At 71.6% G+C, this 26,240-nt stretch carries 25 protein-coding genes; 16 read left to right on the top strand and 9 right to left on the bottom strand.

All coding sequences use genetic code 11. The features are described 5' to 3' along the window. The first annotated feature begins 120 nt into the window (after window positions 1-120). Both ACFYO9_RS04700 and ACFYO9_RS04695 read left to right on the top strand, forming a co-directional pair. Entirely contained in the window at window positions 121-1,284 is a 1,164-nt protein-coding gene (locus tag ACFYO9_RS04700; protein ID WP_355803683.1) for a sensor histidine kinase, read from the top strand. Next, a complete protein-coding gene (locus tag ACFYO9_RS04695) occupies window positions 1,281-2,006 on the top strand; it encodes a response regulator transcription factor (RefSeq protein ID WP_358776762.1) in 726 nt (241 codons plus the stop codon). The genes ACFYO9_RS04700 and ACFYO9_RS04695 overlap by 4 nt, the downstream gene beginning before the upstream one ends. A gap of 37 nt (window positions 2,007-2,043) precedes the next feature. On the opposite strand, the gene ACFYO9_RS04690 is transcribed toward ACFYO9_RS04695, so the two are convergent. Continuing rightward, the gene (locus tag ACFYO9_RS04690; RefSeq protein ID WP_358776761.1) at window positions 2,044-2,391 is read right to left on the bottom strand and encodes a hypothetical protein; all 348 of its coding nucleotides are present in this window, start codon (window positions 2,389-2,391) and stop codon (window positions 2,044-2,046) included. 620 nt (window positions 2,392-3,011) lie between these two features. Between ACFYO9_RS04690 and ACFYO9_RS04685 the strand changes: the two genes are divergently transcribed. Beyond that, window positions 3,012-4,103 (top strand): XRE family transcriptional regulator, encoded by a 1,092-nt coding sequence (locus ACFYO9_RS04685; protein WP_358776760.1) that lies wholly within the window; start codon window positions 3,012-3,014, stop codon window positions 4,101-4,103. 586 nt (window positions 4,104-4,689) lie between these two features. Further along, window positions 4,690-5,679 (top strand): malate dehydrogenase, encoded by a 990-nt coding sequence (locus ACFYO9_RS04680; protein ID WP_358776759.1) that lies wholly within the window; start codon window positions 4,690-4,692, stop codon window positions 5,677-5,679. Between the two features lie 120 nt (window positions 5,680-5,799). Here ACFYO9_RS04680 and ACFYO9_RS04675 read toward each other — a convergent pair whose 3' ends face one another. Beyond that, a complete protein-coding gene (locus ACFYO9_RS04675; RefSeq protein ID WP_358776758.1) occupies window positions 5,800-6,147 on the bottom strand; it encodes a hypothetical protein in 348 nt (115 codons plus the stop codon). An 87-nt stretch (window positions 6,148-6,234) separates the two neighbouring features. Between ACFYO9_RS04675 and ACFYO9_RS04670 the strand changes: the two genes are divergently transcribed. The 7 genes from ACFYO9_RS04670 (at window position 6,235) to ACFYO9_RS04640 (ending at window position 14,408) form a co-directional block, all read left to right on the top strand. Next, window positions 6,235-6,480 (top strand): helix-turn-helix transcriptional regulator, encoded by a 246-nt coding sequence (locus tag ACFYO9_RS04670; RefSeq protein ID WP_358776757.1) that lies wholly within the window; start codon window positions 6,235-6,237, stop codon window positions 6,478-6,480. Continuing rightward, window positions 6,480-7,031, top strand: a complete 552-nt coding sequence (locus ACFYO9_RS04665; protein WP_358776756.1) for a hypothetical protein — start codon at window positions 6,480-6,482, stop codon at window positions 7,029-7,031. Before ACFYO9_RS04670 ends, ACFYO9_RS04665 begins: the two co-directional genes overlap by 1 nt. Before the next feature lie 117 nt (window positions 7,032-7,148). Beyond that, window positions 7,149-8,678: an aldehyde dehydrogenase family protein gene (locus ACFYO9_RS04660; protein WP_358776755.1), complete on the top strand. Its 1,530-nt coding sequence runs from the start codon at window positions 7,149-7,151 to the stop codon at window positions 8,676-8,678. 130 nt (window positions 8,679-8,808) lie between these two features. After that, window positions 8,809-10,344 carry a GMC oxidoreductase gene (locus ACFYO9_RS04655; protein ID WP_358776754.1) on the top strand — a complete coding sequence of 512 codons (1,536 nt, stop codon included), beginning with the start codon at window positions 8,809-8,811 and terminating at the stop codon, window positions 10,342-10,344. Continuing rightward, on the top strand, window positions 10,341-11,465 hold the full coding sequence (locus tag ACFYO9_RS04650; RefSeq protein WP_358776753.1) for a glycine betaine/L-proline ABC transporter ATP-binding protein: 1,125 nt from the start codon (window positions 10,341-10,343) through the stop codon (window positions 11,463-11,465). The genes ACFYO9_RS04655 and ACFYO9_RS04650 overlap by 4 nt, the downstream gene beginning before the upstream one ends. Continuing rightward, a complete protein-coding gene (locus ACFYO9_RS04645) occupies window positions 11,465-13,441 on the top strand; it encodes an ABC transporter permease subunit (RefSeq protein ID WP_358776752.1) in 1,977 nt (658 codons plus the stop codon). The genes ACFYO9_RS04650 and ACFYO9_RS04645 overlap by 1 nt, the downstream gene beginning before the upstream one ends. A gap of 1 nt (window position 13,442) precedes the next feature. Continuing rightward, window positions 13,443-14,408, top strand: coding sequence for a glycine betaine ABC transporter substrate-binding protein (locus ACFYO9_RS04640; protein WP_358776751.1), 966 nt, complete (start codon window positions 13,443-13,445; stop codon window positions 14,406-14,408). Window positions 14,409-14,497: 89 nt separating this feature from the next. On the opposite strand, the gene ACFYO9_RS04635 is transcribed toward ACFYO9_RS04640, so the two are convergent. The 3 genes from ACFYO9_RS04635 to ACFYO9_RS04625 are packed head-to-tail and all read right to left on the bottom strand — an operon-like array spanning window position 14,498 to window position 16,214. Next, entirely contained in the window at window positions 14,498-15,229 is a 732-nt protein-coding gene (locus ACFYO9_RS04635; RefSeq protein ID WP_358776750.1) for an isocitrate lyase/phosphoenolpyruvate mutase family protein, read from the bottom strand. Then, window positions 15,223-15,669 carry a carboxymuconolactone decarboxylase family protein gene (locus tag ACFYO9_RS04630; protein ID WP_358776749.1) on the bottom strand — a complete coding sequence of 149 codons (447 nt, stop codon included), beginning with the start codon at window positions 15,667-15,669 and terminating at the stop codon, window positions 15,223-15,225. The genes ACFYO9_RS04635 and ACFYO9_RS04630 overlap by 7 nt, the downstream gene beginning before the upstream one ends. Further along, on the bottom strand, window positions 15,666-16,214 hold the full coding sequence (locus tag ACFYO9_RS04625) for a carboxymuconolactone decarboxylase family protein (RefSeq protein ID WP_358776748.1): 549 nt from the start codon (window positions 16,212-16,214) through the stop codon (window positions 15,666-15,668). The genes ACFYO9_RS04630 and ACFYO9_RS04625 overlap by 4 nt, the downstream gene beginning before the upstream one ends. A gap of 46 nt (window positions 16,215-16,260) precedes the next feature. On the opposite strand from ACFYO9_RS04625, the gene ACFYO9_RS04620 reads away from it, so the two are divergent. Further along, window positions 16,261-17,754: a PLP-dependent aminotransferase family protein gene (locus ACFYO9_RS04620; RefSeq protein WP_358776747.1), complete on the top strand. Its 1,494-nt coding sequence runs from the start codon at window positions 16,261-16,263 to the stop codon at window positions 17,752-17,754. 382 nt (window positions 17,755-18,136) lie between these two features. On the opposite strand, the gene ACFYO9_RS04615 is transcribed toward ACFYO9_RS04620, so the two are convergent. Then, window positions 18,137-18,982, bottom strand: a complete 846-nt coding sequence (locus ACFYO9_RS04615; RefSeq protein WP_355804213.1) for a hypothetical protein — start codon at window positions 18,980-18,982, stop codon at window positions 18,137-18,139. 187 nt (window positions 18,983-19,169) lie between these two features. Here ACFYO9_RS04615 and ACFYO9_RS04610 point away from each other — a divergent pair, with 187 nt between their 5' ends. Next, complete coding sequence (locus tag ACFYO9_RS04610) at window positions 19,170-19,565, top strand: hypothetical protein (RefSeq protein ID WP_358776746.1); 396 nt, start codon at window positions 19,170-19,172, stop codon at window positions 19,563-19,565. Window positions 19,566-19,600: 35 nt separating this feature from the next. Beyond that, window positions 19,601-20,788, top strand: a complete 1,188-nt coding sequence (locus ACFYO9_RS04605) for a glutathionylspermidine synthase family protein (RefSeq protein ID WP_358776745.1) — start codon at window positions 19,601-19,603, stop codon at window positions 20,786-20,788. Between the two features lie 49 nt (window positions 20,789-20,837). On the opposite strand, the gene rocD is transcribed toward ACFYO9_RS04605, so the two are convergent. After that, window positions 20,838-22,121 carry an ornithine--oxo-acid transaminase gene (rocD, locus tag ACFYO9_RS04600; protein ID WP_358776744.1) on the bottom strand — a complete coding sequence of 428 codons (1,284 nt, stop codon included), beginning with the start codon at window positions 22,119-22,121 and terminating at the stop codon, window positions 20,838-20,840. A 188-nt stretch (window positions 22,122-22,309) separates the two neighbouring features. On the opposite strand from rocD, the gene trpS reads away from it, so the two are divergent. Both trpS and ACFYO9_RS04590 read left to right on the top strand, forming a co-directional pair. Then, window positions 22,310-23,323, top strand: a complete 1,014-nt coding sequence (gene trpS / locus ACFYO9_RS04595; protein ID WP_355803647.1) for a tryptophan--tRNA ligase — start codon at window positions 22,310-22,312, stop codon at window positions 23,321-23,323. Window positions 23,324-23,408: 85 nt separating this feature from the next. Next, a complete protein-coding gene (locus ACFYO9_RS04590; protein ID WP_355803645.1) occupies window positions 23,409-23,990 on the top strand; it encodes a 2'-5' RNA ligase family protein in 582 nt (193 codons plus the stop codon). Between the two features lie 27 nt (window positions 23,991-24,017). Here ACFYO9_RS04590 and ACFYO9_RS04585 read toward each other — a convergent pair whose 3' ends face one another. Together ACFYO9_RS04585 and ACFYO9_RS04580 are read right to left on the bottom strand one after the other, a co-directional pair. Beyond that, complete coding sequence (locus tag ACFYO9_RS04585) at window positions 24,018-24,773, bottom strand: decaprenylphospho-beta-D-erythro-pentofuranosid-2-ulose 2-reductase (protein WP_358710391.1); 756 nt, start codon at window positions 24,771-24,773, stop codon at window positions 24,018-24,020. Window positions 24,774-24,784: 11 nt separating this feature from the next. Next, a complete protein-coding gene (locus ACFYO9_RS04580) occupies window positions 24,785-26,209 on the bottom strand; it encodes an FAD-binding oxidoreductase (protein ID WP_358776743.1) in 1,425 nt (474 codons plus the stop codon). Window positions 26,210-26,240 lie beyond the last annotated feature (31 nt).

Genomic DNA, 26,240 nt, shown 5'->3' with positions numbered 1-26,240 from the left:
CGTCAGGCGCTGGGTTGAACCGCGGGTGCGCCCAGGGTCGTAGGACTCCGGTTCCTGCAACTACCGCTGTACCGCCGCCGGTTGACGTTCCACCGCCCATATGCGGGTTACGCTGCGGCGATGCGGATCCGCCCCCTCGCCGTCGACGTGGCCATCGCGGTCGCCCTGACCACGGTGGCCGTGCTGCTCGGGCGGGAGTCCACCACCGAGGGCTGGCCCCGGCTCGACGTTCTGGGATACGCGCTGGTCGGCGTGGTCTGCCTGCCGGTCGCCGTCCGCAGCAAGGCGCCGCTCGCCGTCCTGCTCCTGGTGCACACGGCGTGGTTCGCCTACGTCACCGTCGGCTACTGGCCCGTGGTCGGCACCTTCGGACCGATGCTCAGCGTCTACACCGTCGCCTCCCTGCGGCCCCCGCGCGTCTCCCTCCCCTGTACCGCCCTGATGGCCGCGCTGTGGATCTACGCCGGCGCGATCAGCGCGCACGCCTCGATGCCGTCCGTCGTCGGACAGGCCGTCGGCTTCTCCCTGGTGCTGTGGCGGTTCGGGTACGTGGCGCGCCGGTCGACGGAGCTGGCGCGGCAGTTGAAGCGGGAGCAGGACGAGCGGGCCCGGCGCGAGGTCGCCGAGGAGCGCGGCCGCATCGCCCGCGAACTGCACGACGTCGTCGCCCACCACATGTCGGTGATCTCCGTGCAGGCGGGCCTCGCGACGTTCGTCTTCGGCTCCGACCCGGCGACCGCGCGGGCGGCGCTCGGCACGATAGCGGGGACCAGCGGCGAGGCGCTCGAAGAGCTGCGCCGCATGCTGCGGGTGCTGCGCGCCGGGGACGGCGAGTCCGGCGACGACGCCCCCGCGGCGCCGATGCCGGGCCTCGCCCGCCTCGACGAGATGGTGGAGCGGGTGCGCGCCGGGGGCGTCCCCGTGGAACTGCGCGTCACGGGAACCCCGCGGCCGCTGGCGCCGGGCGTGGAACTCTGCGCGTACCGCGTGGTGCAGGAGGCGCTGACCAATGTGCTGAAGCACGCCCGCGGTGCTTCGGCGACCGTCGAACTCGCCTACCGGAGACGGCACATCGAGGTCGCCGTCACCGACGACGGAGAGGGGGTGATTTTGGACAGAGTGCGGCCGGGCGGCGGGCACGGCTTGATTGGGATGCGGGAGCGGGCCAAGCTCTACGGCGGGGCGATCAGCATCGGCCCGCTGAGCGAGGGGGGATTCGCCGTGCGTCTCACCCTGCCGACCTCGGCGCGGGCCGCGGCGCGGGGGGACGACGCTACGGAATGACCGGATGGCCGGACGACCGGACGGCGGCAACCATCAGGGTGCTCGTCGTCGACGACCAATTCCTCATCCGCGCGGGGCTGGTGGGGCTGCTGCGCGCCGCGCCGGGCATCGAGGTCGTGGGCGAGGCGGGCGACGGCGAGGAAGCGGTGGCGCTCGCCGCGCGGGCCCGGCCCGACGTCATCTTGATGGACATCAGGATGCCCGGCATGAACGGCATCACCGCCACGGCGAAGATCCTCGAACAGGCCGCCGAGCCCGCCCCGCGGGTCCTGGTGCTGACCACGTTCGACCTCGACGAGTACGTGTACGGGGCGTTGCGCGCCGGAGCGTCCGGCTTCCTGCTCAAGGACTCCGGGCCCGAGCGGCTGCTCGCCGCGGTCGCGGCGGTCGGCTGCGGTGACGCGCTCTTCGCGCCCAGTGTGACGCGCCGCCTGGTCGAGGCGTTCGCCTCCCGGGCGGGGGAGGGCGTGGGGTCCGGGGGCGGGGGGTGTGCGCCCCCGCCCGATCTGGCGGCGTTGACCGGGCGCGAGGTGGAGGTGCTGAAGCTGATCGCGCGCGGCCTGACGAACGCGGACATCGCCGAGCGGCTCTACATCAGCGAGGCCACCGTCAAGACCCACCTCAACCGCACGATGAGCAAACTCGACCTGGACAGCCGGGCGCAGGCGGTGGTGGTGGCGTACGAGAGCGGTCTGGTCACGCCGGGGGAGGCGGGGGCCTGAGACGGGGCCCTGAGGCGGGGGCCTGAGGCGGCGAGGTTCAGCAGGTGACCACCTTGCCGTAGGAGCCGCGGCCCCAGTTCCACTCCCACTGCTCGTTGTTCTGGTACGTCAGGCACGGCGAGTCGCTCCCCCAGTCGATGACGACCTTCAGGTGCATGGCGTGCCCGCAGTGGTTGGTCACCTTCACGTACTTGCGGTGCTTGATGACGTCCCGCACGACGCAGGACGGGGCCGTGCCGCGGAACTCCGCGGCGCTGGACACGCTGGATGCGGCGGGCGTGGTGGCCGCGGAGGCGGCGGGAGGCGCCGCGAGGGCGGTGCCGAGGAGGGCGGACGCGGCGATGACGCCGCCGGCGAGACGCTTGCCGTACGTGGCGTGCTGCATGGCTGGTTTCCTTCGGGTGCGTGGGCGGGACCGTCTGCTGCTCTGTGATCCTGCCGAGGCCCTCGGCCGCGAGGCGGCAGGACAGGGCCGAAGTCGCCCTTTCGGGGACGTCCCACGCGGGGGAAGGAGGCGGTGTCCGCCCTCACCCCCGTGAGAGGGCGGACACCGCGGTTCGGGAGCGGTTCCTCTCGGAACCTCCCGATATAAGCGGAGCGTTCCGCTCGTGATCCAGAGTCATGGACCCGCCAACTTCGTTCAAGGGATGCCTGGTCCCTGTGGCACGGAGGTGACCATTCCGCAACGGTGTTCGGAGCCTGCAACGAGCAATTCCCGCGTTCGGGAGATTCCGGGGCTTATCCGACCGGTACTTGGGGTTCCGCATCGTCCGGTGGGGTGGCGATGGGACACTTGCCCGACCGCGGGGAGCGCGGTGGCGCTTGCCGGTGGACCGAACGCTCCCGTGCGCCCCCACTCCGGGAACTGACATCCTGGCCCCGCGCATCCCTCTGGGTAGTCCAGAACGGGGGCTGCGCGAGGTCGACGCGAGGATCGGTGCGAGGTCGGCGCCGGGGCGGCGCGGGGGCAGGACAGGCACGTACGGGGGGAACAGGGGGAGCGGAATGCCTCGTTGGAAGGCGCTACCGGATGAGCTCGACCCGCAGGTCAAGGAGTTCGCCGGCCAGCTGCGCGGGCTCGTCGACCGCAGTGGTCTGAGCATCGCGGCGGTCTCGGACCGCACGGGCTACAGCAAGACGTCGTGGGAGCGCTATCTGAACGGGCGGCTGCTCGCCCCCAAGGGCGCGATCGTCGCGCTGGCCGAGGTGACGGGCACGCCGCCGGTGCACCTCATCACGCTGTGGGAGCTCGCGGAACGGGCGTGGAGCCGGTCCGAGATGCGGCACGACATGACCATGCAGGCCATCCGCATCTCGCAGGCGCGGGCCGCGCTGGGGGAGGCGGGCGGGTCGGGTGAGTCCGGTGAGTCCGGTGAGTCCGGTACGGAGGGTGGCGGCGGCGCGGGGAGTACGGGGGGTGCGCGTCGGGCGCGTCGTGACTCAGGTGTCGGGCCCGCCACGGGTGTGGCCGGGCCGGCCGGGGTGTCGCCGGTCGCCGCTCCCGGTGTGTTCGGGGCGCCCGGTTCGGGCGGTTCGGCCGGTGCGGGTCCGGGTGGGGCGGGGGTCCGTGGGGACTCGGCCGACGGGCAGCGGCGGCGGCGGAAGTTGACGATGTTTCTCGTGGGTGTCGTCGGTGCGCTGGTCGTCATCGCTGCCGCGGTCTTCATGACCGGGTTCGGCGGGGACGACAAGGACAAGAAGGACGACGCCAAGCCGTCGGTCACGCCGTCCAGCAGTGACGTGAAGGTGCCGGCCGGGGGTGATTGCGAGGGCGGGGAGTGCGCGGGCAAGGACCCCGAGAAGATGGGGTGCGGGGGTGACCTGGCGACGACGGCCTCGCGGGCCACGGTCGGCAAGGCGGTGATCGAGGTGCGGTACAGCGCGGCGTGCGGGGCCGCTTGGGCGCGGATCACTCAGGCCGCGGTGGGGGACAAGGTGACGATCACGGGGTCCGGGAGCGGGGCCGGGGCGAAGCAGGACGGGACGGTCAACGCGGACTTCGACGCGTATACGCCTATGGTGGCGGCGTCTTCGGGCGCGGTGGCCAAGGCGTGTGCGGTGTTGGGGTCGGGGCAGTCGGGGTGTACGGGGTCCTAGCGGTGCGGGGGCGTGGGCGTCTGCGCCTTGGGTTCGTTTGTGGGTGCGGGGCCGCGGGGGTATGTGCGTACTCGCCATCCACTGTTCGCCACGCCTCCCTGACAGTTTTGCTAGAGCGTGCTCGGTGCTCCGTGCGCACATACCCCCACGTCCCCTTCCGTCTCGTACGCGGGTGCAGGCCGGTGGTCGCTTCTCGTCCCCGGTACGGGTGTGACTGGGCGTGTGGGGCGGTGGTCGCCTTTCGTCCCGGGTATGGGTGGTCGTGGCAGAAAGTTTTTGTGGGCGTGCATACGTGGGGGATCGTCGGGCAGGCGGACCGTACCCCCACGGGAGTGGTCACACCCCCCCGGCGGCCGCCACGCTCCCCCCCCTACGTGGCGGCCGCCCCCCCCTCTCGGTTGTGGGCCGGGACACAGTGGCCCGGCGGTCAGGGGTGGGCGGGGCGCGATAGCCTGGCGGCGGATCTCTCTTGATGCCAAGAGATCGATCATCGAGAGGCGATCGAGCGGTGTCGGCGGGGATCCAGGAACCAGGGGATCCACGGACGACAGGGACCCCCACCGCCAGCTGTCTTACGGAGATCGCCATGACCCGCACTCCCGTGAATGTCACCGTCACCGGCGCGGCCGGCCAGATCGGCTACGCGCTGCTCTTCCGCATCGCCTCGGGCCACCTGCTCGGCGCGGACGTGCCGGTCAATCTGCGACTGCTCGAGATCACGCCCGCCCTGAAGGCCGCCGAGGGCACCGCCATGGAGCTCGACGACTGCGCCTTCCCGCTGCTGAACTCGATCGAGATCAGCGACGACCCGAACGTCGCGTTCGACGGCGCCAATGTCGCGCTGCTCGTCGGCGCCCGCCCCCGTACCAAGGGCATGGAGCGCGGTGACCTCCTGGAGGCCAACGGCGGCATCTTCAAGCCGCAGGGCAAGGCCATCAACGACCACGCCGCGGACGACATCAAGGTCTTGGTGGTCGGCAACCCCGCCAACACCAACGCGCTGATCGCCCAGGCCGCCGCCCCGGACGTACCGGCCGAGCGCTTCACCGCCATGACCCGGCTCGACCACAACCGCGCGCTGTCGCAGCTGGCGAAGAAGACCGGGTCGTCCGTCGCCGACATCAAGCGGCTCACCATCTGGGGCAACCACTCGGCCACCCAGTACCCGGACATCTTCCACGCGGAGATCGCCGGCAAGAACGCCGCCGACGTCGTGAGCGACCAGGCGTGGCTGGCCGACGAGTTCATCCCGACCGTCGCCAAGCGCGGCGCCGCGATCATCGAGGCCCGTGGCGCCTCCTCGGCCGCCTCGGCCGCCAACGCCGCCATCGACCACGTCCACACCTGGGTCAACGGCACCGCCGCGGGCGACTGGACCTCCATGGGCATCCCCTCGGACGGTTCGTACGGCGTGCCGGAGGGGCTCATCTCCTCCTTCCCGGTCACCACGAAGGACGGCGCGTACGAGATCGTCCAGGGTCTGGACATCAACGAGTTCTCGCGCACCCGCATCGACGCGTCCGTGCAGGAGCTCACCGAGGAGCGCGAGGCCGTCCGCGGTCTCGGCCTCATCTGAGCCGACGCGTAGGCGCACGACTGGTAGACCGCCCTCCGGCAGCCGTCAAGGCCGCCGGAGGGCGGTCTTGTTGGCGTACGACGTGGAGGGGCGAGCTCCGGAGAGCCCGGGACCGGGCGTTCATGGCCGAGGAGGGACGTCCTCATCCGCCCGGAGCGCCGCCGCCTCCCTGGACAGCTGTACCGCCGACGCCAGGCTCAGGCCCGGCTCGGCCCGGCGCAGGACCTTGACCGCGTGGACGGAGTCGGCGGGGCCCGTGTGCCCGGCGGCGGTGATCTGGCGCAGGGCCCAGCGGCCGCGTATCTCGGAGTCCGGGACGGCGGCCGTGCGGGCGAGGAGCGCCGCCGCGCGCTCAAGGCCGGGGCGGTCCCTCTCGTCGGCTGTCGCGAGCGCCTCGCGCAGCTCCTCCGCGACCGCGTCCGTGTCGCGCAGGGCGATCACCATCAGTTCCCGCTTGGTGCCGAACATGTCTTCCGCTCCCCGTCCTTGTGGTCCCCGTGGCTCTTGCTGCCGGGGTCATTGCTCTCGTACTCACGAATGTAGTACTTCTTATACATGAGCGAGCAAGTGCACAACAGGCTGGCGATGGTGCGCGCCGAGCGGAAGGTGTCGCGGCAGAGCCTGGCCGAGGCGGTCGGGGTGCACTACCAGACCATCGGCTACATCGAGCGGGGGCAGTACAACCCGAGCCTCGACCTGGCCCTGAAGATCGCCCGGTTCTTCGGGCTGCCCGTCGAGGCCCTGTTCTCCCTGGAGCCCTTTCGCCCGCTCACCGATCAGGTCTACGGGAGGAAGCACTGATGAGGGCCGACGAGCAGCGTCCGCCGACCGGATACGACCGGTGGATGCACCGGTTGATGAACCGCCGGGAGGCGGCCCCCTTCCACGCCACCGCCGCCCGCAGGCGGACCATGGTCACGGTCCACGTGGCGCTGACCGCAGTGGCCGTCGCCCTCTGGCTGTGCTCGGCCGTCGGCGACGAACGCTGGGCGACGTTCTCCATGCTGGGGCTGCTGTTGCCGTGGTGCTTCGTGACCGGCGTCATCAACAGCTCGACCCGTGGCCTGCTCGATCTGCGGGTGCGCGCGCTGGACGAGCGTCAGCGCGCGGAGCGCAGCCGCGTCGCGGCCACGGCCCAGCGGGTGATGCTGTGGCTGCTTCTCGCCGTCACCGTCGCGGCGGGCGCCGCCACCGTGAAGGGTGTGGACGTCGAAGGATTCCTCTTCCCCGTCCTGTTCACCGTCTTCGTCATCCACTGGCTGATGCCGCTGTGGGTGGCCGGCCTCTCGGTCGAGGACGAGCCGGCGGACGAGGCCCTCGACGAGTTCGCCGGGGCCGCCGACGCACGGTGACCGGCGCCCTCGTCCCGCACACGCAGTGACACAGCGCACTTTCGGCCACATGATGTGCATGGTTTCTCCGCCGGAGGGCAGGTGCACCCGGCTACCGCGAGTGACAGGCGGGGGCATATGACAGGAACGGAAGGCAAACGGGACGTGTCCGCACAAAAGACCATTCATGTGGGCGGAGAGTGGCTTGCGGCCGCCTCCGGCGCCACCCGCGAGATCCTCGACCCCGCGGACGCCAAGCCGTTCGCCGTGATCGCCGAGGGCTCCACGGAGGACGTGGACGCCGCCGTCGCAGCCGCCCGCAAGGCCTTCGACGAGGGCTCCTGGCCGGGCACGCCCGTCGCCGAGCGCGCCGCGCTGCTGCGCCGGGTCGCCGACCTCCTCGTACGCGACCGCGAGGAGATCGGGCTCCTGGAGAGCCGCGACGCGGGCAAGACCGTCGAGGAGGGCCGCGTCGACGTCGACTGCGTCGCCGACGCCTTCCGGTACTTCGCCGACCTGGTGATCGGCGAGGGCGCCGGCCGGGTCGTCGACGCCGGCTCCGAGGACATCCACAGCGTCGTCGTGCACGAGCCCGTCGGCGTCTGCTCGATGATCACGCCCTGGAACTACCCGCTGCTCCAGGCCAGCTGGAAGATCGCGCCCGCGCTCGCCGCCGGCAACACCTTCGTCATCAAGCCCAGCGAGATCACGCCGCTGACGACCGTCGCGCTCATCGAGCTCCTCGTCGAGGCCGGGCTGCCCGCCGGTGTCGCCAACATCGTCACCGGCCCCGGCCACACCGTCGGCGCCCGGCTCTCCGACCACCCCGACGTCGACCTGGTCTCCTTCACCGGCGGCCTCGTCTCCGGCACCAAGGTCGCCCAGGCCGCCGCGCTCGGCGTGAAGAAGGTCGCCCTCGAACTCGGCGGCAAGAACCCCAACGTCGTCTTCGCCGACGCCTGCGCCACCGAAGAGGGCTTCGACACCGCCGTCGACCAGGCGCTCAACGCCGCCTTCATCCACAGCGGGCAGGTCTGCTCCGCCGGTGGCCGCCTCATCATCGAGGAGTCCGTCCGCGAGCGCTTCGTGGCCGAACTCGCCCGCCGCGCCCGCAAGATCAAGCTCGGCCGCGGCACCGAGGACGGCGTCGAGTGCGGCCCGCTCGTCTCGCAGCAGCAGCGCGAGAAGACCGAGATGTACGTGGCCTCCGCTCTGGAGGAGGGCGCGGTGCTCCGCTCCGGCGGCAAGCGCCCCGAGCCGAGCGACGTGCGCCCCGCCGAGGGCTACTTCTACGAGCCGACCGTGCTCGACCAGTGCCACCGCGAGATGCGGGTCGTGCGCGAGGAGGTCTTCGGCCCGGTGCTGAGCGTGGAGACCTTCCGTACCGAGGACGAGGCCGTCGCCCTCGCCAACGACACCGAGTACGGCCTGGCCGGCGCCGTGTGGACCAGCGACCAGGGCCGCGCCGCCCGGATGGCCCGCCGGATGCGCCACGGCACCATCTGGATCAACGACTTCCACCCCTACCTGCCGCAGGCCGAGTGGGGCGGCTTCGGCAAGAGCGGTGTCGGGCGCGAGCTCGGGCCCGCGGGTCTCGCCGAGTACCGCGAGTCCAAGCACATCTACCAGAACCTGGCGCCGCAGCCGGTGCGCTGGTTCGCGGGCTGAGACGGCCGGCACACACGAGAAGTACGCGCGGGGCGGGAAGTCCGCCCCGCGCGCAACACGTTCAAGCGCCCCCCCGCTCATCACGCGCAAGCACCTTGGCACGACCTCGCAGGAAGAGGAGCACGTACGCATGTCTGACCAGACCGAGTTCGACTACGTCATCGTCGGCGGCGGCACCGCAGGATCGGTGATCGCGTCCCGTCTCACCGAGAACCCGGACGTCACCGTCGCCGTCATCGAGGGCGGCCCCAGCGACATCGGCCGAGAGGACGTCCTCACGCTGCGCAAGTGGCTCGGCCTGCTCGGCGGCGAGCTGGACTACGAGTACACGACCACCGAGCAGCCGCGCGGCAACTCGCACATCCTGCACAGCCGCGCCAAGGTCCTCGGCGGCTGCTCGTCGCACAACACCCTGATCTCCTTCAAGCCGCTGCCGTCCGACTGGGACGAGTGGGAGGCGGCCGGCGCCGCCGGCTGGAACGCCAAGGCGATGGACCCCTACTTCGGCAAGCTGCGCAACAACATCGTGCGCGTCGCCAAGAAGGACCAGAACCAGATCGCCACCGACTGGGTCGAGGCGACGAAGACCGCGCTCGGCGTCCCCGAGGTCGTCGGCTTCAACGACAAGCCCTTCGACGAGGGCGTCGGCTTCTTCGACCTCTCGTACCACCCGGAGAACAACAAGCGCTCCTCCGCCTCGGTCGCCTATCTGCACCCCCACATGGAGGCCGGCGACCGCCCGAACCTCCACCTCTTCCTGGAGACCTGGGCCACCAAGCTGGAGCTGGACGGCAAGACCGCCCGCGGCGTGCACCTGCGCACCAAGGACGGCGTGGAGAAGCTGTTCACCGCCCGCCGCGAGGTCCTCGTCTGCGCCGGCGCCGTCGACACGCCGCGGCTGCTCATGCACTCCGGCATCGGCCCGAAGAAGGACCTCGAAGCCCTCGGCATCCCGGTCGTCCACGACCTGCCGGGCGTCGGCGAGAACCTCATCGACCACCCCGAGTCGGTCATCGTCTGGGAGACGAACGGGCCGATCCCCGGCAACTCAGCGATGGACTCCGACGCGGGCCTGTTCGTGAAGCGGGACCCGGACCACAAGGGCCCGGACCTGATGTTCCACTTCTACCAAATTCCGTTCACGGACAACCCGGAGCGCCTCGGCTACGAGCGCCCCGAGCACGGCGTCTCGATGACCCCGAACATCCCCAAGTCCCGCTCCCGCGGCCGCCTCTACCTGACGTCGGCGGACCCGGAGGTCAAGCCCGCCCTGGACTTCAGGTACTTCGAGGACGAGGGCGACTACGACGGGCAGACCCTCGTCGACGGCATCAAGCTGGCCCGCAAGGTCGCCGAGGCCGAACCCTTCAAGAAGTGGCTCAAGCGCGAGGTCTTCCCCGGTCCCGACGTCACCGACGACGCCGAGATCAGCGAACTCGTCCGCAAGGCCGCGCACACCGTCTACCACCCGGCCGGCACCTGCCGAATGGGCGCTTCCACTGATGAACTCGCCGTGGTCGACCCGGAGTTGAAGATCCGGGGCCTGGCAGGAATCCGTATCGCGGACGCATCCGTCTTCCCGACGATGCCCGCCGTGAACCCGATGATCGGAGTACTCATGGTCGGGGAGAAATGTGCCGAGATCCTTGGTGGTGACGGCCGATGAGCGAGGCCACCGTGACCAGCACGGACAACACGACCGAAGAGAGCGGGGCGGCCGACGGGCCCGTCTTCGCCGTCCGCAACCTCTGGAAGGTCTTCGGACCCGGCGCCGAGCGAATACCCGGCAACACCGAGGTGCACGACCTCAGCCCCGCCGAACTGCGGGAGCGCACCGGCTGCACCGCCGCCGTGCGCGACGTCTCCTTCGACGTCAAGAAGGGTGAGGTCTTCGTCGTCATGGGCCTGTCGGGCTCCGGCAAGTCCACCCTCGTACGCTGCCTCACCCGGCTCATCGAGCCCACCTCCGGCAGCCTCGCCATCGACGGCGAGGACGTCCTCGCCATGGACAAGACCCGCCTGCGCGAACTGCGCCGCCACCGCGCCGCCATGGTCTTCCAGCACTTCGGCCTGCTGCCGCACCGCTCGGTCCTCGACAACGTCGCGTACGGCCTGGAGATCCAGGGCGTCGCCAAGGCCGAGCGCCGCGCCAAGGCCCTCGAAGTCGTCAAGAAGGTCGGCCTCGAAGGCCTCGAACAGCGCAAGCCCGGCCAGCTCTCCGGCGGCCAGCAGCAGCGCGTCGGCCTCGCCCGCGCCCTCGCCGTCGACCCCGAGGTCCTCCTCTTCGACGAGCCGTTCAGCGCCCTCGACCCGCTGATCCGCCGTGACATGCAGGAAGAGATCTGCCGCCTGCACGACGAAGAGGGCCGCACGATGGTCTTCATCACCCACGACCTCAGTGAGGCCCTCCGGGTCGGTGACCGCATCGCCCTGATGCGCGACGGCCGCGTCGTCCAACTCGGCACGCCCGAGGAGATCGTCGGCTCCCCGGCCGACGACTACGTCCGCGACTTCGTGCGCGACGTGGTGCGCGCCGACGTGATGACCGTACGCAGCGCCATGCGCCCCGCCGACGGCGACGAGGAGACCCGCGGCGCCGCCCTCGCGCCCGACGCCAAGGTCTCCGAGGCCATCGAGGCCGTCGCCCGCACCGGCTTCCCGGTGCGCGTGATGGACGGCAAGCGCTGCCTGGGCGTGGTGGACCACGCCGGGCTGCTCGCCGTGGTCGCGGGGACCTCGGCCCCCGCGCCGGACCCGGCCGCCGGCCCGGGCGAGGTGGTCATCTGATGGCCACCGCCACCGCCTCAGGACCCGTACGAGATACGGGAATCGGCGCGCTCCTGCGCCACCGCGCCGTCGGCAAGCTCCTGCTGCTCGCCGTCGCCGCGGCCGTCATCGTGCCGATCCTCAACGCCAAGTGGGCCTCCGGCGCCTGGCCCGACGCGCTCACCGTCGACCTGACCGGGCCGCTCGGCAGGACCACCGACTGGATCATCGACAACCGCGACAGCCACCCGCTGTTCATCTACTTCCTCGGGCACGTCAGCAACGCCATCGTGCTCTCCGTGCGCGGCGTCTACCTCGTGCTCCTCGCGGCCGGCTGGGCCGGTGTGACCATCGGCGCCGGGCTCGTCGCCTGGCGCGTTGCGGGCGTCAGGCTCGCCGTCATGGCCTCCGCCGCGTTCGCCGTGTGCGGGCTGCTCGGCATGTGGGTGCCGACCATGCAGACGCTCGCCCTGATGATCGTCGCCGTCCTGGTCTCGGTCGTGATCGGGCTGCTGCTCGGCCTCGCCGGCGGCCTCAACGACCGGATCTTCCGGATCCTGCGTCCGGTCCTCGACACCATGCAGGTGCTGCCCGCGTACGCGTACCTGCTGCCGTTCGCCCTCGTCTTCGGCATGGGCGTCCCGGCCGCCATCATCGCCACCGTCGTCTACGCCGCCCCGCCGATGGCCCGGCTCACCGCGCTCGGCCTGCGCGGCGCCGACGGCGGCGTGATGGAGGCGGTGACCTCGCTCGGCGCGACCGGCAGGCAGCGGCTGTTCTCCGCCCGCTTCCCGCTCGCCGCCAAGCAGCTCCTGCTCGGCCTCAACCAGACGATCATGATGGCGCTCTCCATGGCCGTCATCGCCTCGGTGATCGGCGCGGGCGGCCTCGGCGACCGCGTCTACCAGGCGCTCTCCACCGTCGACGTCGGTCAGGCGCTCGCCGCCGGCATCCCCATCGTGCTGCTCGCCGTGGTCCTCGACCGGGTCACCGGCGCCGCGGGCGAACACGCCGGGACGAGCGCCGAGGACACCTCCGCGCTGCGCGGCCGGCGCGGCTGGTCCGTCGCCGCCGCGGGCACCGTCGTCGTCGCGCTCGCCGCGCGCTTCGCGGACCGCGTGGACTGGCCGACCGGCTGGGTCGTCAACATCGCCCCCTCGGTGAACACCGCCAAGGAGTGGATGGTCGACCACATCTACACCGGCGTGCCCGTCGTCGGCGGCACCGCCGACTGGGCCTCGCACTTCACCACCTGGGTCCTCAACCCGGTCAGGGACGGCCTGCAGGGCCTGCCCTGGTGGTCGGTGCTGCTCGTGGTCGCCGCGCTCGCCTGGCTGATCGGCACCTGGCAGACCGCGCTCACCGCCGTCGCCGCGATGGCCGCGATCGGCGTGCTCGGCGTCTGGGACAAGTCCCTCGACACCCTCGCGCAGGTCCTCGCCGGTGTCGCCGTGACGCTGGTCCTGGGCTTCGCGACCGGCATCGCGGCCGCCCGCAGCGGGCGCTTCGAACGCCTGCTCAGGCCGGTGCTCGACGTCTTCCAGACGATGCCGCAGTTCGTCTACCTGATCCCGGTCGTCGCCCTCTTCGGCATCGGCCGCGCCCCCGCGGTCGCCGCGGCGGTCGTCTACGCGCTGCCCGCCGTCGTCCGCATCACCACGCAGGGCCTGAACCAGGTCGACGCCGCCGCGATGGAGTCCTCGCGCTCGCTCGGCGCCTCCAGCTGGCAGCAGCTGCGCAAGGTCCAGCTGCCGCTGGCCCGCCCCGCGCTCATGCTCGCCCTCAACCAGGGCGTCGTCCTGGTCCTCGCCGTCGTCGTCATCGGCGGCCTGGTCGGCGGTGGCGCGCTCGGCTACGACGTCGTGTTCGGCATCGCGCAGGGCGACCTGGCGACCGGCCTGGTGGCCGGTGCCGCGATCGTCTGCCTCGGCCTGATGCTCGACCGCGTCACGCAGCCCACGGAACGCCGGCCCCGCCGCGCGAAGAAGGGAGCCTGACATGCGCGTTCGTACGCGTGTCCTGAGCGCCGTCACGGCCGGCGGCGCGCTGCTCGCGCTCTCCGGCTGCGGCGCCGCCGACATGAGCAAGCAGGCGTCTCCGTACGCGAACGCCGAGGGCGCCAAGACGGTGACCCTCTCGGTCCAGTCCTGGGTCGGTGCGCAGGCGGACGTCGCCGTCGCCGAGTACCTGCTCAAGAACAAACTGGGTTACCGCGTCGACAAGGTCCAGATCGACGAGGTGCCCGCCTGGGACGCCCTCAGCCAGGGCCGCGTCGACGCGATCATGGAGGACTGGGGCCACCCGGACCAGGAGCAGCGGTACGTCAAGGAGAAGAAGACGATCGTCCCCGGCGGCGACGTCGGCGTGACCGGGCACATCGGCTGGTACGTCCCGACGTACTTCGCCAAGAAGCACCCGGACGTCACCGACTGGAAGAACCTCAACAAGTACGCGAAGCAGCTGCGTACGTCCGAGAGCGGCGACAAGGGCCAGCTCATGGACGGTTCCCCGTCGTACGTGACGAACGACAAGGCCCTGGTGCAGAACCTGGGCCTGGACTACCAGGTCGTCTTCGCGGGCTCCGAGGCGGCGCAGATCACCCAGATCGAGCAGTTCGCCAAGCAGCGGAAGCCGTTCCTCACCTACTGGTACAAGCCGCAGTGGCTGTTCGAGAAGGTGCCGATGACGGAGGTGAAGCTGCCGAAGTACAAGGAGGGCTGCGACGCCGACCCCGCCAAGATCAAGTGTGCCTACCCGCACACGCCGCTGCAGAAGTACTTCAACGCGGACTTCGCGAAGAACGGCGGCGACGCCGCGAAGTTCCTGAAGAACTTCAAGTGGTCGGAGGAGGACCAGAACGAGGTCTCCCTGATGATCGCGGACAAGAAGATGTCGCCGGACGACGCGGCGAAGAAGTGGATCGACGAGCACACGTCGAAGTGGAAGGGGTGGCTGCCCAAGTAGGCGGCTTGTCTTGGCCGGTTGCCGGTTGCCGGTTGCCGGTTGCCGGTTGCCGGGTGCTCCGTCAAAACGGGCACCCGGCACCTCCACGCCTACCTCAACTGGTCGGCGATGTCCCCCAGGGCCGCCATGGCCCGGTGCAACAGCCCGGGACCGAACGTGATCCGCGTGGCACCGAGCTCCCCGAGCTCCCGCAGCGAGGGCCCGTCCGGCCGCGCCACCACGTTGATCGGCCCCTCGATCCCCGCCCGCAGCGCGGGGATCGCCTCGGCCGGCGCCATGATCGGGTACACACAGTCCGCGCCCGCGGCCACATACAGGCGGGCCCGCTCGACGGCCGCCGCCGGATCGGTGACGCCCCTGACGAACGTGTCCACCCGCGCGTTGACGAAGAGCCGGTCACCCGCCGCCTCCCGCACCTCCGCGAGGAACGCGGCCTGTTCGGCGGGGTCCTTGAGAGCTCCCGCCGGGCCGTGGCCGCCCACGGAGTCCTCCAGGTTGCAGCCGACCGCGCCCGTCTCCAGGAGCCGCTCCACCAGCTCCTTCGGGGCGATGCCGTAACCCGCCTCGATGTCCGCGGTCACGGGCACGGAGACCGACCGCACGATCCGCGTGATCGCCTCGAACATTTCCTCCGGCGGCACCTGCCCGTCCTCGTACCCGAGGGAGAGCGCGACGCCGGCACTGGGCGTGGCGAGCGCCTCGTACCCCTTCTCCTCGAACACCCGGGCGCTCGCGGCGTCCCACGGGCCCGGCAGGACCAGCGGCCCGTCGGCCGCCGACCGCCGGTGCAGGGCGCGCAGTGTGTCGACGTGGTTCACCATGCCGGGCCTCCGGGTGCGATGCGGCGGCTGACCATCAGCCGGTTCCAGCTGTTGATGACGGCGATCACGCCGAGGAGATGGGCGAGCCGCCCCTCGTCGAAGTGTGCGGCCGCCCGCGCGTAGACGTCGTCGGGCACGAAGCCGTCGGTGAGTACGGTGACGGCCTCCGTCAGCGCCAGTGCGGCGCGTTCCCGCTCGCTGAAGAGGTCGCCGGCCTCCTCCCAGGCGTTGAGGAGGGCGATGCGCTTGGGGCTCTCGCCGTTCTTCAGGGCGACGTCCACGTGCATGTCGAGGCAGAACGCGCAGGCGTTGATCTGCGAGGCCCGCATCATCACGAGTTCGGCGAGCACGGGGTCGCCGAGCCCCTTCTTGGCGGCGGCGCTGAGGGTGCTCATCGCGCCGACGACGCCCTGGTCCAACTGCGTGGTGCGTACGCTCACTTGGCGCTCGCCGCCTTGTAGTGCCCCGGCACCTGGCGGGTGCTGACGCCGAAGCGGTTCCACGCGTTGATGACGGTGATCGCGGCGATGAGCTGGGTGAGCTCCGCCTCGTCGAAGTGCGCGGCGGCCTTCGCGTACACCTCGTCCGGCACGAAGCCGTCGGTGAGCACGGTGATCGCCTCGGTCAGCTCGATCGCGGCGATCTCCTTGGCCGTGTAGAAGTGCTGCGACTCCTCCCAGGCGCTGAGCTGGATGATGCGCTCGACGCTCTCGCCCGCGGCGATGGCGTCCTTGGTGTGCATGTCGAGACAGTACGCGCAGTGGTTGAGCTGCGAGGCGCGGATCTTGACGAGCTCGCCGATCACCGGGTCGAGTCCCTTACGGGCGGCCGCGTCGAGCTTGATCATGGCCTTGAACACCTCGGGCGCGTGCCGGCTCCAGTCGAGGCGGGCGGTGTGCTCGTGGACGTGGGCGCCGGTGGTGCCGGCCTGGCCGGTCGAAGGGGGCTGGTTGGTCTGTTCGGTGGAGGTCGGGTTCGTCGTCATGCTTCGACCCTACGGAAGCAGTAGCCCATGGGTATGGTCCATTTCCATGGAAGAAACGTGGGCCACTTCAGCGGGTGGCGCGGACGCCGATACGGGCGATACGGGCGGCACGGGAGGCGGTGTCCTGGGCGTCGACCTCCACCTGGAGACGGGCGGCGGCGCGTCCCGGCACGGGGTCCGCAAGGGCCTGACGGACGCGCTGCGGGAGGCGGTGCGCGGCGGCCGCCTGGCCCCCGGCACCCGGCTGCCGTCCTCCCGCTCCCTCGCCGTGGACCTGGGCGTCGCCCGGAACACGGTGGCGGACGCGTATGCCGACCTGGTCGCCGAGGGCTGGCTCACGGCGCGCCAGGGCTCGGGCACCCGGGTGGTCGAGCGCGCGATCGCCCCGCCGGCGCGGCCCGCGCGGCCCCGCAGGACGGGCGGGGCGCCGATGTACGACCTGAGCCCCGGCACGCCGGACCTGTCCACGTTCCCGCGCGCGGAGTGGCTCAAGGCGGTCCGCCGCGCGCTGGCCGTGGCACCGCCCGACGCGCTCGGTTTCGCGGACCCGCGGGGGCGCGTCGAACTGCGCAGCGCCCTCGCCGACTACCTGGCACGGGCCCGCGGCGTGCGCGCCGACCCGGACCGCATGATCATCACCGCGGGTTTCGTCCACGCCCTGTCGATCCTCGGCCGGGTCCTGAAGGCGCGCGGGCTGCCCGAGGTGGCCGTGGAGGCGTACGGCCTGGACCTCTACTGGAACCAGCTGCACCGGGCGGGCCTGCGCACGGTTCCGCTCGGCTTTGACGAGCGGGGCACGGATGTGGCGGGCCTGAGCGCCGACGACGGCCGGCGCCGCGGTCCGGCGAAGGCGGTGCTGCTCACCCCGGCGCACCAGTTCCCGATGGGCGTGCCGCTCCACCCCGACCGGCGGGCTGCCGTCGTCGACTGGGCGCGGCGCGAGGGCGGGGTGATCCTGGAGGACGACTACGACGGGGAGTTCCGCTACGACCGCCAGCCCGTCGGCGCGCTCCAGGGCCTGGACCCCGAACGCGTCGTGTACTGCGGCACGGCCAGCAAGTCCCTCGCGCCCGGTCTGCGGCTCGGCTGGATGGTGCTGCCGTCGGGCCTGTGGGACGAGGTGCTCGCCGAGAAGGAGGCGGGGGGCGCGTCGTGCGGTGCGGTGGAGCAGTTGGCGCTGGCGGAGTTCATCACGTCCGGCGCGTACGACCGTCATGTGCGCGCCGCCCGCCTCCGCTACCGGCGCCGCCGCGACCAACTGGTGGCGGCGCTGGCGGCGCGGGCACCGGAGGTGCGGGCCACGGGCATCGCGGCGGGCCTGCACGCGGTGCTCGAACTCCCGCCGGGCACCGAACAGTCGGTGGTCCAGGCAGCAGGCTGGCAACACCTGTCGGTCCACGGCCTGACGTCCTACCGCCACCCCCAGTCGCCCCTGCCCGAGGGCGGGTACGGGGACGCGCTGGTGGTGGGCTACGGGACCCCGGCGGAGCACGCGTGGGCGGGGGCGTTGGAGGCGTTGTGCAGGGTGCTGCCGGGCTGAGGGAATTCCTCTCCTGGGGCCCGGGGCGCCGGTGAGGAATATCAGCCCCTCCGGCGCTTGAGGAGCGGGGTCGGGGGCGGAGCCCCGTGGGGTGCGGCGGAGGGGGCTCGCGGTTGAGGCGGGCTCTGGGGTTCCGCGCGTACGGTGCGAAAGTCCAGCCTCTCCGGCGCCGGTGAGGAATATCAGCCCCTCCGGCGTTTGAGGAGCGGGGTCGGGGGCGGTGCCCCGTGGGGTGCGGTGGAGGGGGCGCGCGTGCCGTGGCGTCCGAAGCCCCGGCTCGGGTGGTGACGGAAATCCAGCCCCTCCGGCGTTTGAGGAGCGGGGTCCGGGGCGGAGCCCCGAGGCGTGCGGCAAAGGGAACCCGCACGAAACGGCACCGAGCTCAAACGGTGACCGCCCCCCCACCGTCCCCGGACTCAGGCTCACCGAACCGCGCCAACGCCAACGCCCCCACCACCGCCACAACGAAGCCCAGCACGGCGAGCCACTCCAGCCCCTCGCGCGTACGGTCGCCCAGCCACACCACACCCACCAGCGCGGGACCGATCGTCTCGCCGATCACCAGGCCGGCCGTGGCCGTCGTCACCGAGCCCCGCTGCAACGCCGACGTGAGCAGCAGGAACGCCGCACCCCCGCCCACCAGCAGCGCGTACGTCGCCGGATTGGTGAACAGCGCCCCCGGCGCCATGTCGTCGATGAGCCGTACGGTCACCTCCACCACCCCGAAACCGCACCCCGCCCCGAGGCCGAGCGCCAGCGCCCGCCCCCGTCCGGGCAGCCGCCCGGCCACCGCGCCGAGCAGCAGAACGGCGAAGGCGACGCCCAGCATCACGTACCGCAAGGTCGTCGAACCGGCGCGCTCGCCCTCGTCACCGGAGGCGAGCCCGAGCATCGCGAGCCCCGCGCAGACGACGGCCACCGCGCCCCACTCCACGCCGCTGAGCCGTACCCGCAGCAACCGGGCCGCGACCACCGCCGTGACGGCGAGACTCGCGGCGAGCGCCGCGCCCACCGCGTAGATCGGAATGGTCCGCAACGCCACGATCTGCAGCAGGAATCCGAGCCCGTCGAGGCCGAGCCCCACGAGGTAGCGCCACTGGCGCAGGGCGCGCAGCAGCAGCGCCGCGTCGACACCGGAGCCGGTGCCGGGCGCGGTGGCCCGCGCAGCGACCGCCTGAAAGACCGAGGCCGTGCCGAAGCAGACCGCTGAACCGAGAGCGCAAATCATCCCAAGAGACACGAAGTGACTGTAGAGGACGCGGAGTAGGCGCGATCCGCAGGGGAACCAGGGGGGAGGCGGCTGGCCCGGACGGCCGAGGCCTACCTACGCTGATCGCGCACGCGGCGGACACCGCCCGGCAACGCCCGGCGGAACCGGGCAAAACTGGACAGCACAACGGGGGAGCGGAAACACCATGGCACAGAAGCAACCACGACGGCTGCGGTCGAGCACGGTCGTGCTCGGCGGCATGGGCGTCCTCGCGGCGGCCCTGACCTCCTGCGGCTCGGACCCCGACCGCCGCTGCGTGGACCGCGACAGCTACGACTACGCCAAGGGCTACCGCGTCGTCAGCGACAGCAAGTGCAAGTCCGGCGCCTCGGGTTCGTCCGGCAAGTCCCGCAAGGGTTCCCACGGCACAAGCGCAGGAACAGGTACCGGCACCGGCAAGACATCAAGCCGCGCCGACGCCGCCTGGTACTACGACGCCGACGTCGACGGGCGCTACGCGGACGACGGCACCTTCAGCCGCAGCGAGGCCGTCGACCGGGACGGCTTCGGCTGCTCGGGCAGCGGCAGCGGCGGCGGCTGAGCGGCCGGACCGAACCCGGACACGACACACACGCCATGGAACGCCACACCATAGAACCGCGCCCCGGCTGGCAGCAGACCGTCGAGGACCAGGGGCTCATCTACCCCCTCACGCGCCACCCCGACGACACCCTGCGCCCCTACTGGGACGAGAGCGCCTACTACGTCTTCTCGCTCCCCGAGGTGGAGGCCCTGGAGGAGGTCGTCGAGGAACTGCACGCGATGTGCCTGGCCGCCGCCGCGCACCTCGTCGAGCACGACCGCCTCGCCGACCTCGGCATCACCGACCCGCGGGTGGCCGCCGCCGTCACCGAGGCCTGGCACCGCCGGGCCGAACTCCCGTCCCTGTACGGCCGTTTCGACCTGCGCTACGACGGCACGGCCCCGGCGAAGATGCTGGAGTACAACGCCGACACCCCCACCTCTCTCGTGGAGGCAGCGAGCCCCCAGTGGTTCTGGATGGAGGAACGCTTCCCCGGCGCCGACCAGTGGAACTCCCTGCACGAGCGCCTCGTCGACGCCTGGCGGAAGCAGGCCGGGCTCCTGCCGCCCGGCAGCCCCCTGTACTTCGCGCACTCCGCGGCCGACGAGCTCGGCGAAGACCTGATGACGGTCGCGTACCTGCGGGAGACGGCCGAACAGGCGGGCCTCGCCGCGGAGTCGATCTCCATGGAGGACATCGGCTGGGACCGGCTCTCGCGCCGCTTCGTCGACAAGAAGCTCCGCTTCATGCGCAGTTGCTTCAAGCTCTACCCGTGGGAGTGGCTGACCACCGACCGCTTCGCCCCGCACGTCCTGGAGACCCTCGACAACGGCGGCGGCACGGGCTCGACCCTGTGGATCGAACCCGCCTGGAAGATGCTGCTCTCCAACAAGGCGCTGCTCGCCGTGTTGTGGGAGCTGTATCCGGGCCACCCGAACCTCCTCCCCGCCTACCTGGACGGCCCCCGCGAGCTCGCCCGGGAGCGCGGATACGTCGCCAAGCCGCTGCTCGGCCGCGAAGGCGCCGGAGTGACCGTGCACGAGCCGGGAACCGAGCCGCCCGCCCTCCGCGAAGAGGCGTGCTGCTACCAGGAGCTGGCCCCGCTCCCGGACTTCGACGGCAACCGGGTCGTGCTCGGCGCGTGGGTCGTCGAGGACGAGGCGGCGGGCCTCGGCATCCGGGAGTCGTCCGGCCTGATCACCGACGAGTACGCGCGGTTCATCCCGCACGTGATCCTGTGAGACCGTACGACTCCCCGTACGGGCGACGGCCCGGTCCGCCCGCCAGGCCCTAGCTCAGCACCGCCCGCAACTGGTCCAGGCCCCAGTCCAGGTCCTCCTTGCTGATCACCAGCGGGGGAGCGATGCGGATCGTCGACCCGTGCGTGTCCTTGACGAGCACCCCCCGGTCCATCAGCTTCTGGGAGATCTCCCGTCCCGTGCCGTACGACGGCGCGATGTCGACGCCCGCCCACAGCCCGCGCCCCCGCACCTGCGTCACCTTGCCCGTGCCGGTCAGCAGGCCCAGCTCCGCGTGCAGGTGCTCGCCCAGCTCCGTGGCCCGCTGCTGGAACTCACCCGTCTCCAGCATGGCGACCACCTCGAGGCCCACCGCACAGGCGAGCGGGTTGCCGCCGAACGTCGACCCGTGCTCGCCCGGCTTGAAGACCCCGAGCACATCGGAGTCGGCGACCACCGCCGACACCGGCACCACGCCGCCCCCGAGCGCCTTGCCCAGCAGGTACACGTCCGGCACCACGCCCTCGTGCTCGCACGCGAAGGTCCGGCCCGTCCTGCCGAGGCCCGACTGGATCTCGTCCGCGATGAACAGGACCCGGCGCTCCCGCGTCAGCTCCCTGACCCCCGGCAGATAGCCGGGCGGCGGGACCAGGACCCCGGCCTCGCCCTGGATCGGCTCCAGGAGCACGGCCACGGTGTCGTCGGTCACGGCGGCCCGCAGCGCCTCGAGATCGCCGTAGGGCACGATCTCGAAGCCCGGCGTGTACGGGCCGTAGTCGGCCCGCGCCTCCTCGTCCGTGGAGAAGCTGACGATGGTCGTCGTCCGGCCGTGGAAGTTGTCCGCCGCGACCACGATCTTCGCCTGCCCGTCCGGCACGCCCTTGACCCGGTAGCCCCACTTCCGCGCGGTCTTCACGGCCGTCTCGACGGCCTCCGCGCCGGTGTTCATGGGCAGCACCATCTCCTTGCCGCACAGCGCGGCAAGGCGCGTACAGAACTCGGCGAACCGGTCGTGGTGGAAGGCCCGCGACGTCAGCGTCACCCGGTCCAGCTGCGCCTTCGCGGCGTCGACGAGCCGGCGGTTGCCGTGCCCGAAGTTGAGGGCCGAGTACCCGGCGAGCATGTCGAGGTAGCGGCGCCCCTCCACGTCGGTCATCCACGCGCCCTCGGCCGAGGCGACCACGACGGGCAGCGGATGGTAGTTGTGCGCGCTGTGCGCCTCGGCCGAGGCGATGAGCTGCTCGCTGGTCGTCCGGGAAGTGTTCGTAGCGGAAGATGACGTACTCGACACGGGGTCTCCGTTCGTCCTGCGGCTGGGGGCGGGTGTGGCGCCCATTCCTATCGTCGCTCGCATCGCGGACGAAGAAACCTGCCGAACCGGCGCGCCCGCCGCGGTGGCCCCGACAGCACGGTGACTGGCGCACGCGGAACGCACCCCGATCCCGTTCTGTTCGACTCCGTTCGGTTCTTACTCGTCACACACCTGTTTCCGAGCTATGAGAGTCACCTGAGAGAATGGGCACCATGGCCTCTGAACGACCTCGTGTGCTCTCCGGGATCCAGCCCACCGCCGGCTCGTTCCACCTCGGCAATTACCTCGGCGCGGTCCGCCAGTGGGTGGCGCTGCAGGAGTCCCACGACGCCTTCTACATGGTGGTGGACCTGCACGCGATCACGATGCCGCAGGACCCCGCCGACCTGCGCGCCAACACCAGGCTCGCCGCCGCCCAGCTGCTCGCCGCCGGCCTCGACCCGGAGCGCTGCACGCTCTTCGTCCAGAGCCACGTCCCCGAGCACGCCCAGCTCGCCTGGGTGATGAACTGCCTCACCGGTTTCGGCGAGGCCTCGCGGATGACGCAGTTCAAGGACAAGTCCGCCAAGCAGGGCGCCGACCGCGCCTCCGTCGGCCTCTTCACGTACCCCGTCCTGCAGGTCGCCGACATCCTGCTGTACCAGGCCAACGAGGTCCCGGTCGGCGAGGACCAGCGCCAGCACATCGAGCTCACCCGTGACCTCGCCGAGCGCTTCAACGGCCGCTTCGGGGAGACGTTCACCGTGCCGTCGGCGTACATCCTCAAGGAGACGGCGAAGATCTACGACCTCCAGGACCCGTCGATCAAGATGAGCAAGTCGGCGTCCACGCCGAAGGGCCTCATCAACCTCCTCGACGAGCCCAAGGCCACCGCCAAGAAGGTCAAGAGCGCCGTCACCGACACCGACACCGTGATCCGCTACGACGTGGCCCAGAAGCCGGGTGTGAGCAACCTCCTCAGCATCTACTCCACGCTCACCGGAACCGGTATCGCGGAACTGGAGCAGAAGTACACCGGCAAGGGCTACGGTGCGCTGAAGACCGACCTCGCCGAGGTCATGGTCGAGTTCGTGACTCCCTTCCGGGACCGCACCCAGCAGTACCTGGACGACCCGGAGACGCTCGACTCGATCCTGGCCAAGGGGGCGGAGAAGGCCCGTGCCGTCGCCGCCGAGACCCTCGCCCAGGCGTACGACAAGGTGGGCTTCCTGCCCGCCAAGCACTGATCCTCCGGACCGGACGAGCACACCAGCACCGCCCTGCCCGCCGGGCAGCATCCCCTGCCCATGGACACGACGACAGGAGTACGACGTGGGGACCGTAACGATCGGCGTCTCGATCGCGGTCCCGGAGCCACACGGCAGCCTGCTCCAGGAGCGGCGCGCGGGCTTCGGGGACCCCGCGGCGCACGGCATCCCCACCCACGTCACCCTGCTCCCGCCGACCGAGGTGGAGGCGTCCGCGCTGCCCGCGGTCGAGGCGCATCTGCTCTCGGTCGCCGCGGCCGGGCGCCCCTTCCCGATGCGCCTCTCCGGAACGGGCACCTTCCGCCCGCTGTCCCCCGTGGTCTACGTCCGGGTGGTGGAGGGCGGCTCGGCCTGCTCCTGGCTCCAGGAGCGGGTCAGGGACGCGTCGGGGCCGATCCAGCGCGAACTGCAGTTCCCGTACCACCCGCATGTGACGGTGGCGCACGGCATCTCCGAAGAGGCCATGGACCGCGCGTACGAGGAGCTCTCGGAGTACGGGGCCGCGTGGCCCTGCACCGGCTTCGCCCTCTACGAGCAGGGCTCCGACGGGGTCTGGCGCAAGCTGCGGGACTTCGCCTTCGGCGGCTGTGTGGTGCCCCCGCAGGCCTCGGCCCCGGCGGCACGGGGCACGCTGCCCGCCTGCTGACCGGGGCCCGGTGAAAGGTGGCCGGCCCTACAGGGGCAGCCGCCGGAAGACCGGCCGGGGCACGTGCCGCAGCGCCGACATCACCAGCCGGAGCGCCCCCGGCACCCACACCGTCTCCGAGCGCCGCCGCAGGCCCGTCTCGATGGCCTCCGCGACCGCCTCCGGCGTGGTCGCCATGGGGGCCTCCTCCAGGCCCGCCGTCATCTTCGAGCGCACGAACCCGGGGCGGACGACCATCACGTGCACCCCGGTGCCGTGCAGGGCGTCGCCGAGGCCCTGGGCGAACGCGTCGAGGCCCGCCTTGCTGGAGCCGTAGATGAAGTTGGAGCGGCGCGCGCGCTCGCCCGCCACGGAGGAGAGCACCACCAGGGAGCCGTGCCCCTGGGACTGCAGCGCCCGCGCGCAGACCAGGCCCGCCGAGATCGCGCCCGTGTAGTTGGTCTGGGCGACGCGGACCGCCGCGAGCGGCTCGTCCTCGTCGCGTGCCTGGTCGCCGAGGATGCCGAAGGCGAGCAGCACCATGTCGATGTCGCCCTCGGTGAAGATCTTGCCGAGGGACGCCTCGTGGGACTCGGAGTCGAGCGCGTCGAAGGCGACGGTGTGCACCTGTGCGCCCATGTCGCGCAGGCCGGCGGCGGCCTTCTCCAGGTCCGGCGAGGGGCGGCCGGCCAGCCACACGGTGCGGGTGCGGCGGGCGACGAGGCGCCGCGCGGTGGCGAGGCCGATCTCCGAGGTGCCGCCGAGGACGAGCAGGGACTGCGGGGTGCCGAAGGCGTCTTTCATGGTCCGGTCTCCTAGAGGGCGAGGCGGCGGGAGAGGTCCGAGCGGAACACGCCGCGCGGGTCGAGGTCGGCCCGCAGGGCGCGGAAGTCGTCGAGCCGGGGGTACATCGCGGCGAGCAGGTCGGGCCGCAGGCGGGAGTCCTTGGCGAGGTAGATGCGCCCGTCGGCGGCGGCCACCTCCTCGTCGAGCTCGTCGAGGAAGGCGCCGAGCCCGGGGAGGTTCGCCGGGATGTCGAGCGCGAGCGTCCAGCCGGGCATCGGGAAGGACAGCCAGCCGGGATCGCTCTCTCCGAAGCGCTTCAGTACGGCGAGGAAGGAGGGGCAGCCGCGCTCCGAGATGCGCTGCACGATGCGGCGCAAGGCCTCCTCCTTCCCGTACCCGACGACGAACTGGTACTGCACGAAGCCGCCGCGGCCGTAGATGCGGTTCCAGTGCGGGACCCCGTCCAGGGGGTGGAAGAAGGTGGAGATCTTCTGCAGCTCGCCGGTGCGGGAGCGGGGTGCCTTGCGGTACCAGAGCTCGTTGAAGAGGCCCACCGAGGCCTTGCCGAGCAGGCCCTCCGGCAGGAACGAGGGGGCCGCGGGGAACTGTCCCGGGCGGAACGCCAGCGGGGCCCTGCGCGCGCGTGCCCGCTCCGGGAGCGCGTCCAGCGGGGCGTGGTCGCCGCGGGTGAGGACCGAGCGGCCCATGGCGGCGCCGCGGGCGAGCAGGTCGATCCAGGCGACCGAGTAGCGGTAGCGGTGGTCGGTGGCGGCGAGGCGGGCCATCAAGTCGTCGAGGTCCGTGGCGCGTTCGGTGTCGACGCTCATCAAGGACGTCTCGACCGGCAGGAGTCGTACGGTCGCCGCGAGGATCACGCCCGTGAGGCCCATGCCGCCGGCCGTCGCGTCGAACAGGTCGCTGCCGGGCTCGACGGTGCGGACCGTGCCGTCGGCGGTCAGGACGTCCATCGACAGGACGTGCCGGGAGAAGGAGCCCGAGACGTGGTGGTTCTTGCCGTGGATGTCGGCGCCGATCGCGCCGCCGACCGTCACGTAGCGGGTCCCGGGGGTCACCGGCACGAACCAGCCCAGGGGCAGCAGGACTTCCATCAGGTGGTGCAGCGACACGCCCGCGTCGCAGACCACGGTGGCCGCCGGGGCGCCGGTCTCCGTCGTCCGCGTGGTGTCGATGACGCGCACCCGGTCGAGGCCCGTCATGTCGAAGACCGCGCCGCCCGCGTTCTGCGCGGCATCTCCGTAGGCACGGCCCAGGCCGCGGGCGATGCCGCCGCGCTCCCCGCAGTCGCGCACCGCGGCGGCGGCCTCCTCCTGCGTACGGGGTCTCACGAGCCGGGCGGTGGTCGGGGCGGTGCGGCCCCAGCCGGAGACGGAGACGGGGACGTCGGACGACGCCGGGGCGGGGGCGAGGGAATCGGCGGGGGAGTCGGCAGACATGAAGGCGACGGTATCGCCCGCAAGTGTGCGG

The sequence above is a fragment of the Streptomyces sp. NPDC005863 genome (assembly GCF_042871345.1).
GTDB lineage: Bacteria > Actinomycetota > Actinomycetes > Streptomycetales > Streptomycetaceae > Streptomyces.
The sequence above is the reverse complement of the archived record's forward strand: the minus strand, read 5'-3'. Positions and strand labels throughout refer to the sequence as shown.

Excerpts from the sequence above, each read along its gene's own strand:
- ACFYO9_RS04610 (WP_358776746.1), top strand. The coding sequence starts at position 19,170 with ATGGCACAGAAGCAACCACGACGGCTGCGGTCGAGCACGGTCGTGCTC.
- ACFYO9_RS04635 (WP_358776750.1), bottom strand. The coding sequence starts at position 15,229 with ATGGTGAACCACGTCGACACACTGCGCGCCCTGCACCGGCGGTCGGCG.
- ACFYO9_RS04605 (WP_358776745.1), top strand. The coding sequence starts at position 19,601 with ATGGAACGCCACACCATAGAACCGCGCCCCGGCTGGCAGCAGACCGTC.
- ACFYO9_RS04685 (WP_358776760.1), top strand. The coding sequence starts at position 3,012 with ATGCCTCGTTGGAAGGCGCTACCGGATGAGCTCGACCCGCAGGTCAAG.
- ACFYO9_RS04675 (WP_358776758.1), bottom strand. The coding sequence starts at position 6,147 with ATGTTCGGCACCAAGCGGGAACTGATGGTGATCGCCCTGCGCGACACG.
- ACFYO9_RS04700 (WP_355803683.1), top strand. The coding sequence starts at position 121 with ATGCGGATCCGCCCCCTCGCCGTCGACGTGGCCATCGCGGTCGCCCTG.
- ACFYO9_RS04690 (WP_358776761.1), bottom strand. The coding sequence starts at position 2,391 with ATGCAGCACGCCACGTACGGCAAGCGTCTCGCCGGCGGCGTCATCGCC.
- ACFYO9_RS04640 (WP_358776751.1), top strand. The coding sequence starts at position 13,443 with ATGCGCGTTCGTACGCGTGTCCTGAGCGCCGTCACGGCCGGCGGCGCG.
- ACFYO9_RS04680 (WP_358776759.1), top strand. The coding sequence starts at position 4,690 with ATGACCCGCACTCCCGTGAATGTCACCGTCACCGGCGCGGCCGGCCAG.
- trpS (WP_355803647.1), top strand. The coding sequence starts at position 22,310 with ATGGCCTCTGAACGACCTCGTGTGCTCTCCGGGATCCAGCCCACCGCC.
- ACFYO9_RS04645 (WP_358776752.1), top strand. The coding sequence starts at position 11,465 with ATGGCCACCGCCACCGCCTCAGGACCCGTACGAGATACGGGAATCGGC.
- ACFYO9_RS04655 (WP_358776754.1), top strand. The coding sequence starts at position 8,809 with ATGTCTGACCAGACCGAGTTCGACTACGTCATCGTCGGCGGCGGCACC.
- ACFYO9_RS04665 (WP_358776756.1), top strand. The coding sequence starts at position 6,480 with ATGAGGGCCGACGAGCAGCGTCCGCCGACCGGATACGACCGGTGGATG.
- ACFYO9_RS04650 (WP_358776753.1), top strand. The coding sequence starts at position 10,341 with ATGAGCGAGGCCACCGTGACCAGCACGGACAACACGACCGAAGAGAGC.
- ACFYO9_RS04585 (WP_358710391.1), bottom strand. The coding sequence starts at position 24,773 with ATGAAAGACGCCTTCGGCACCCCGCAGTCCCTGCTCGTCCTCGGCGGC.
- ACFYO9_RS04580 (WP_358776743.1), bottom strand. The coding sequence starts at position 26,209 with ATGTCTGCCGACTCCCCCGCCGATTCCCTCGCCCCCGCCCCGGCGTCG.
- ACFYO9_RS04615 (WP_355804213.1), bottom strand. The coding sequence starts at position 18,982 with ATGATTTGCGCTCTCGGTTCAGCGGTCTGCTTCGGCACGGCCTCGGTC.
- rocD (WP_358776744.1), bottom strand. The coding sequence starts at position 22,121 with ATGGGCGCCACACCCGCCCCCAGCCGCAGGACGAACGGAGACCCCGTG.
- ACFYO9_RS04625 (WP_358776748.1), bottom strand. The coding sequence starts at position 16,214 with ATGACGACGAACCCGACCTCCACCGAACAGACCAACCAGCCCCCTTCG.
- ACFYO9_RS04620 (WP_358776747.1), top strand. The coding sequence starts at position 16,261 with ATGGAAGAAACGTGGGCCACTTCAGCGGGTGGCGCGGACGCCGATACG.
- ACFYO9_RS04695 (WP_358776762.1), top strand. The coding sequence starts at position 1,281 with ATGACCGGATGGCCGGACGACCGGACGGCGGCAACCATCAGGGTGCTC.
- ACFYO9_RS04670 (WP_358776757.1), top strand. The coding sequence starts at position 6,235 with ATGAGCGAGCAAGTGCACAACAGGCTGGCGATGGTGCGCGCCGAGCGG.
- ACFYO9_RS04660 (WP_358776755.1), top strand. The coding sequence starts at position 7,149 with ATGACAGGAACGGAAGGCAAACGGGACGTGTCCGCACAAAAGACCATT.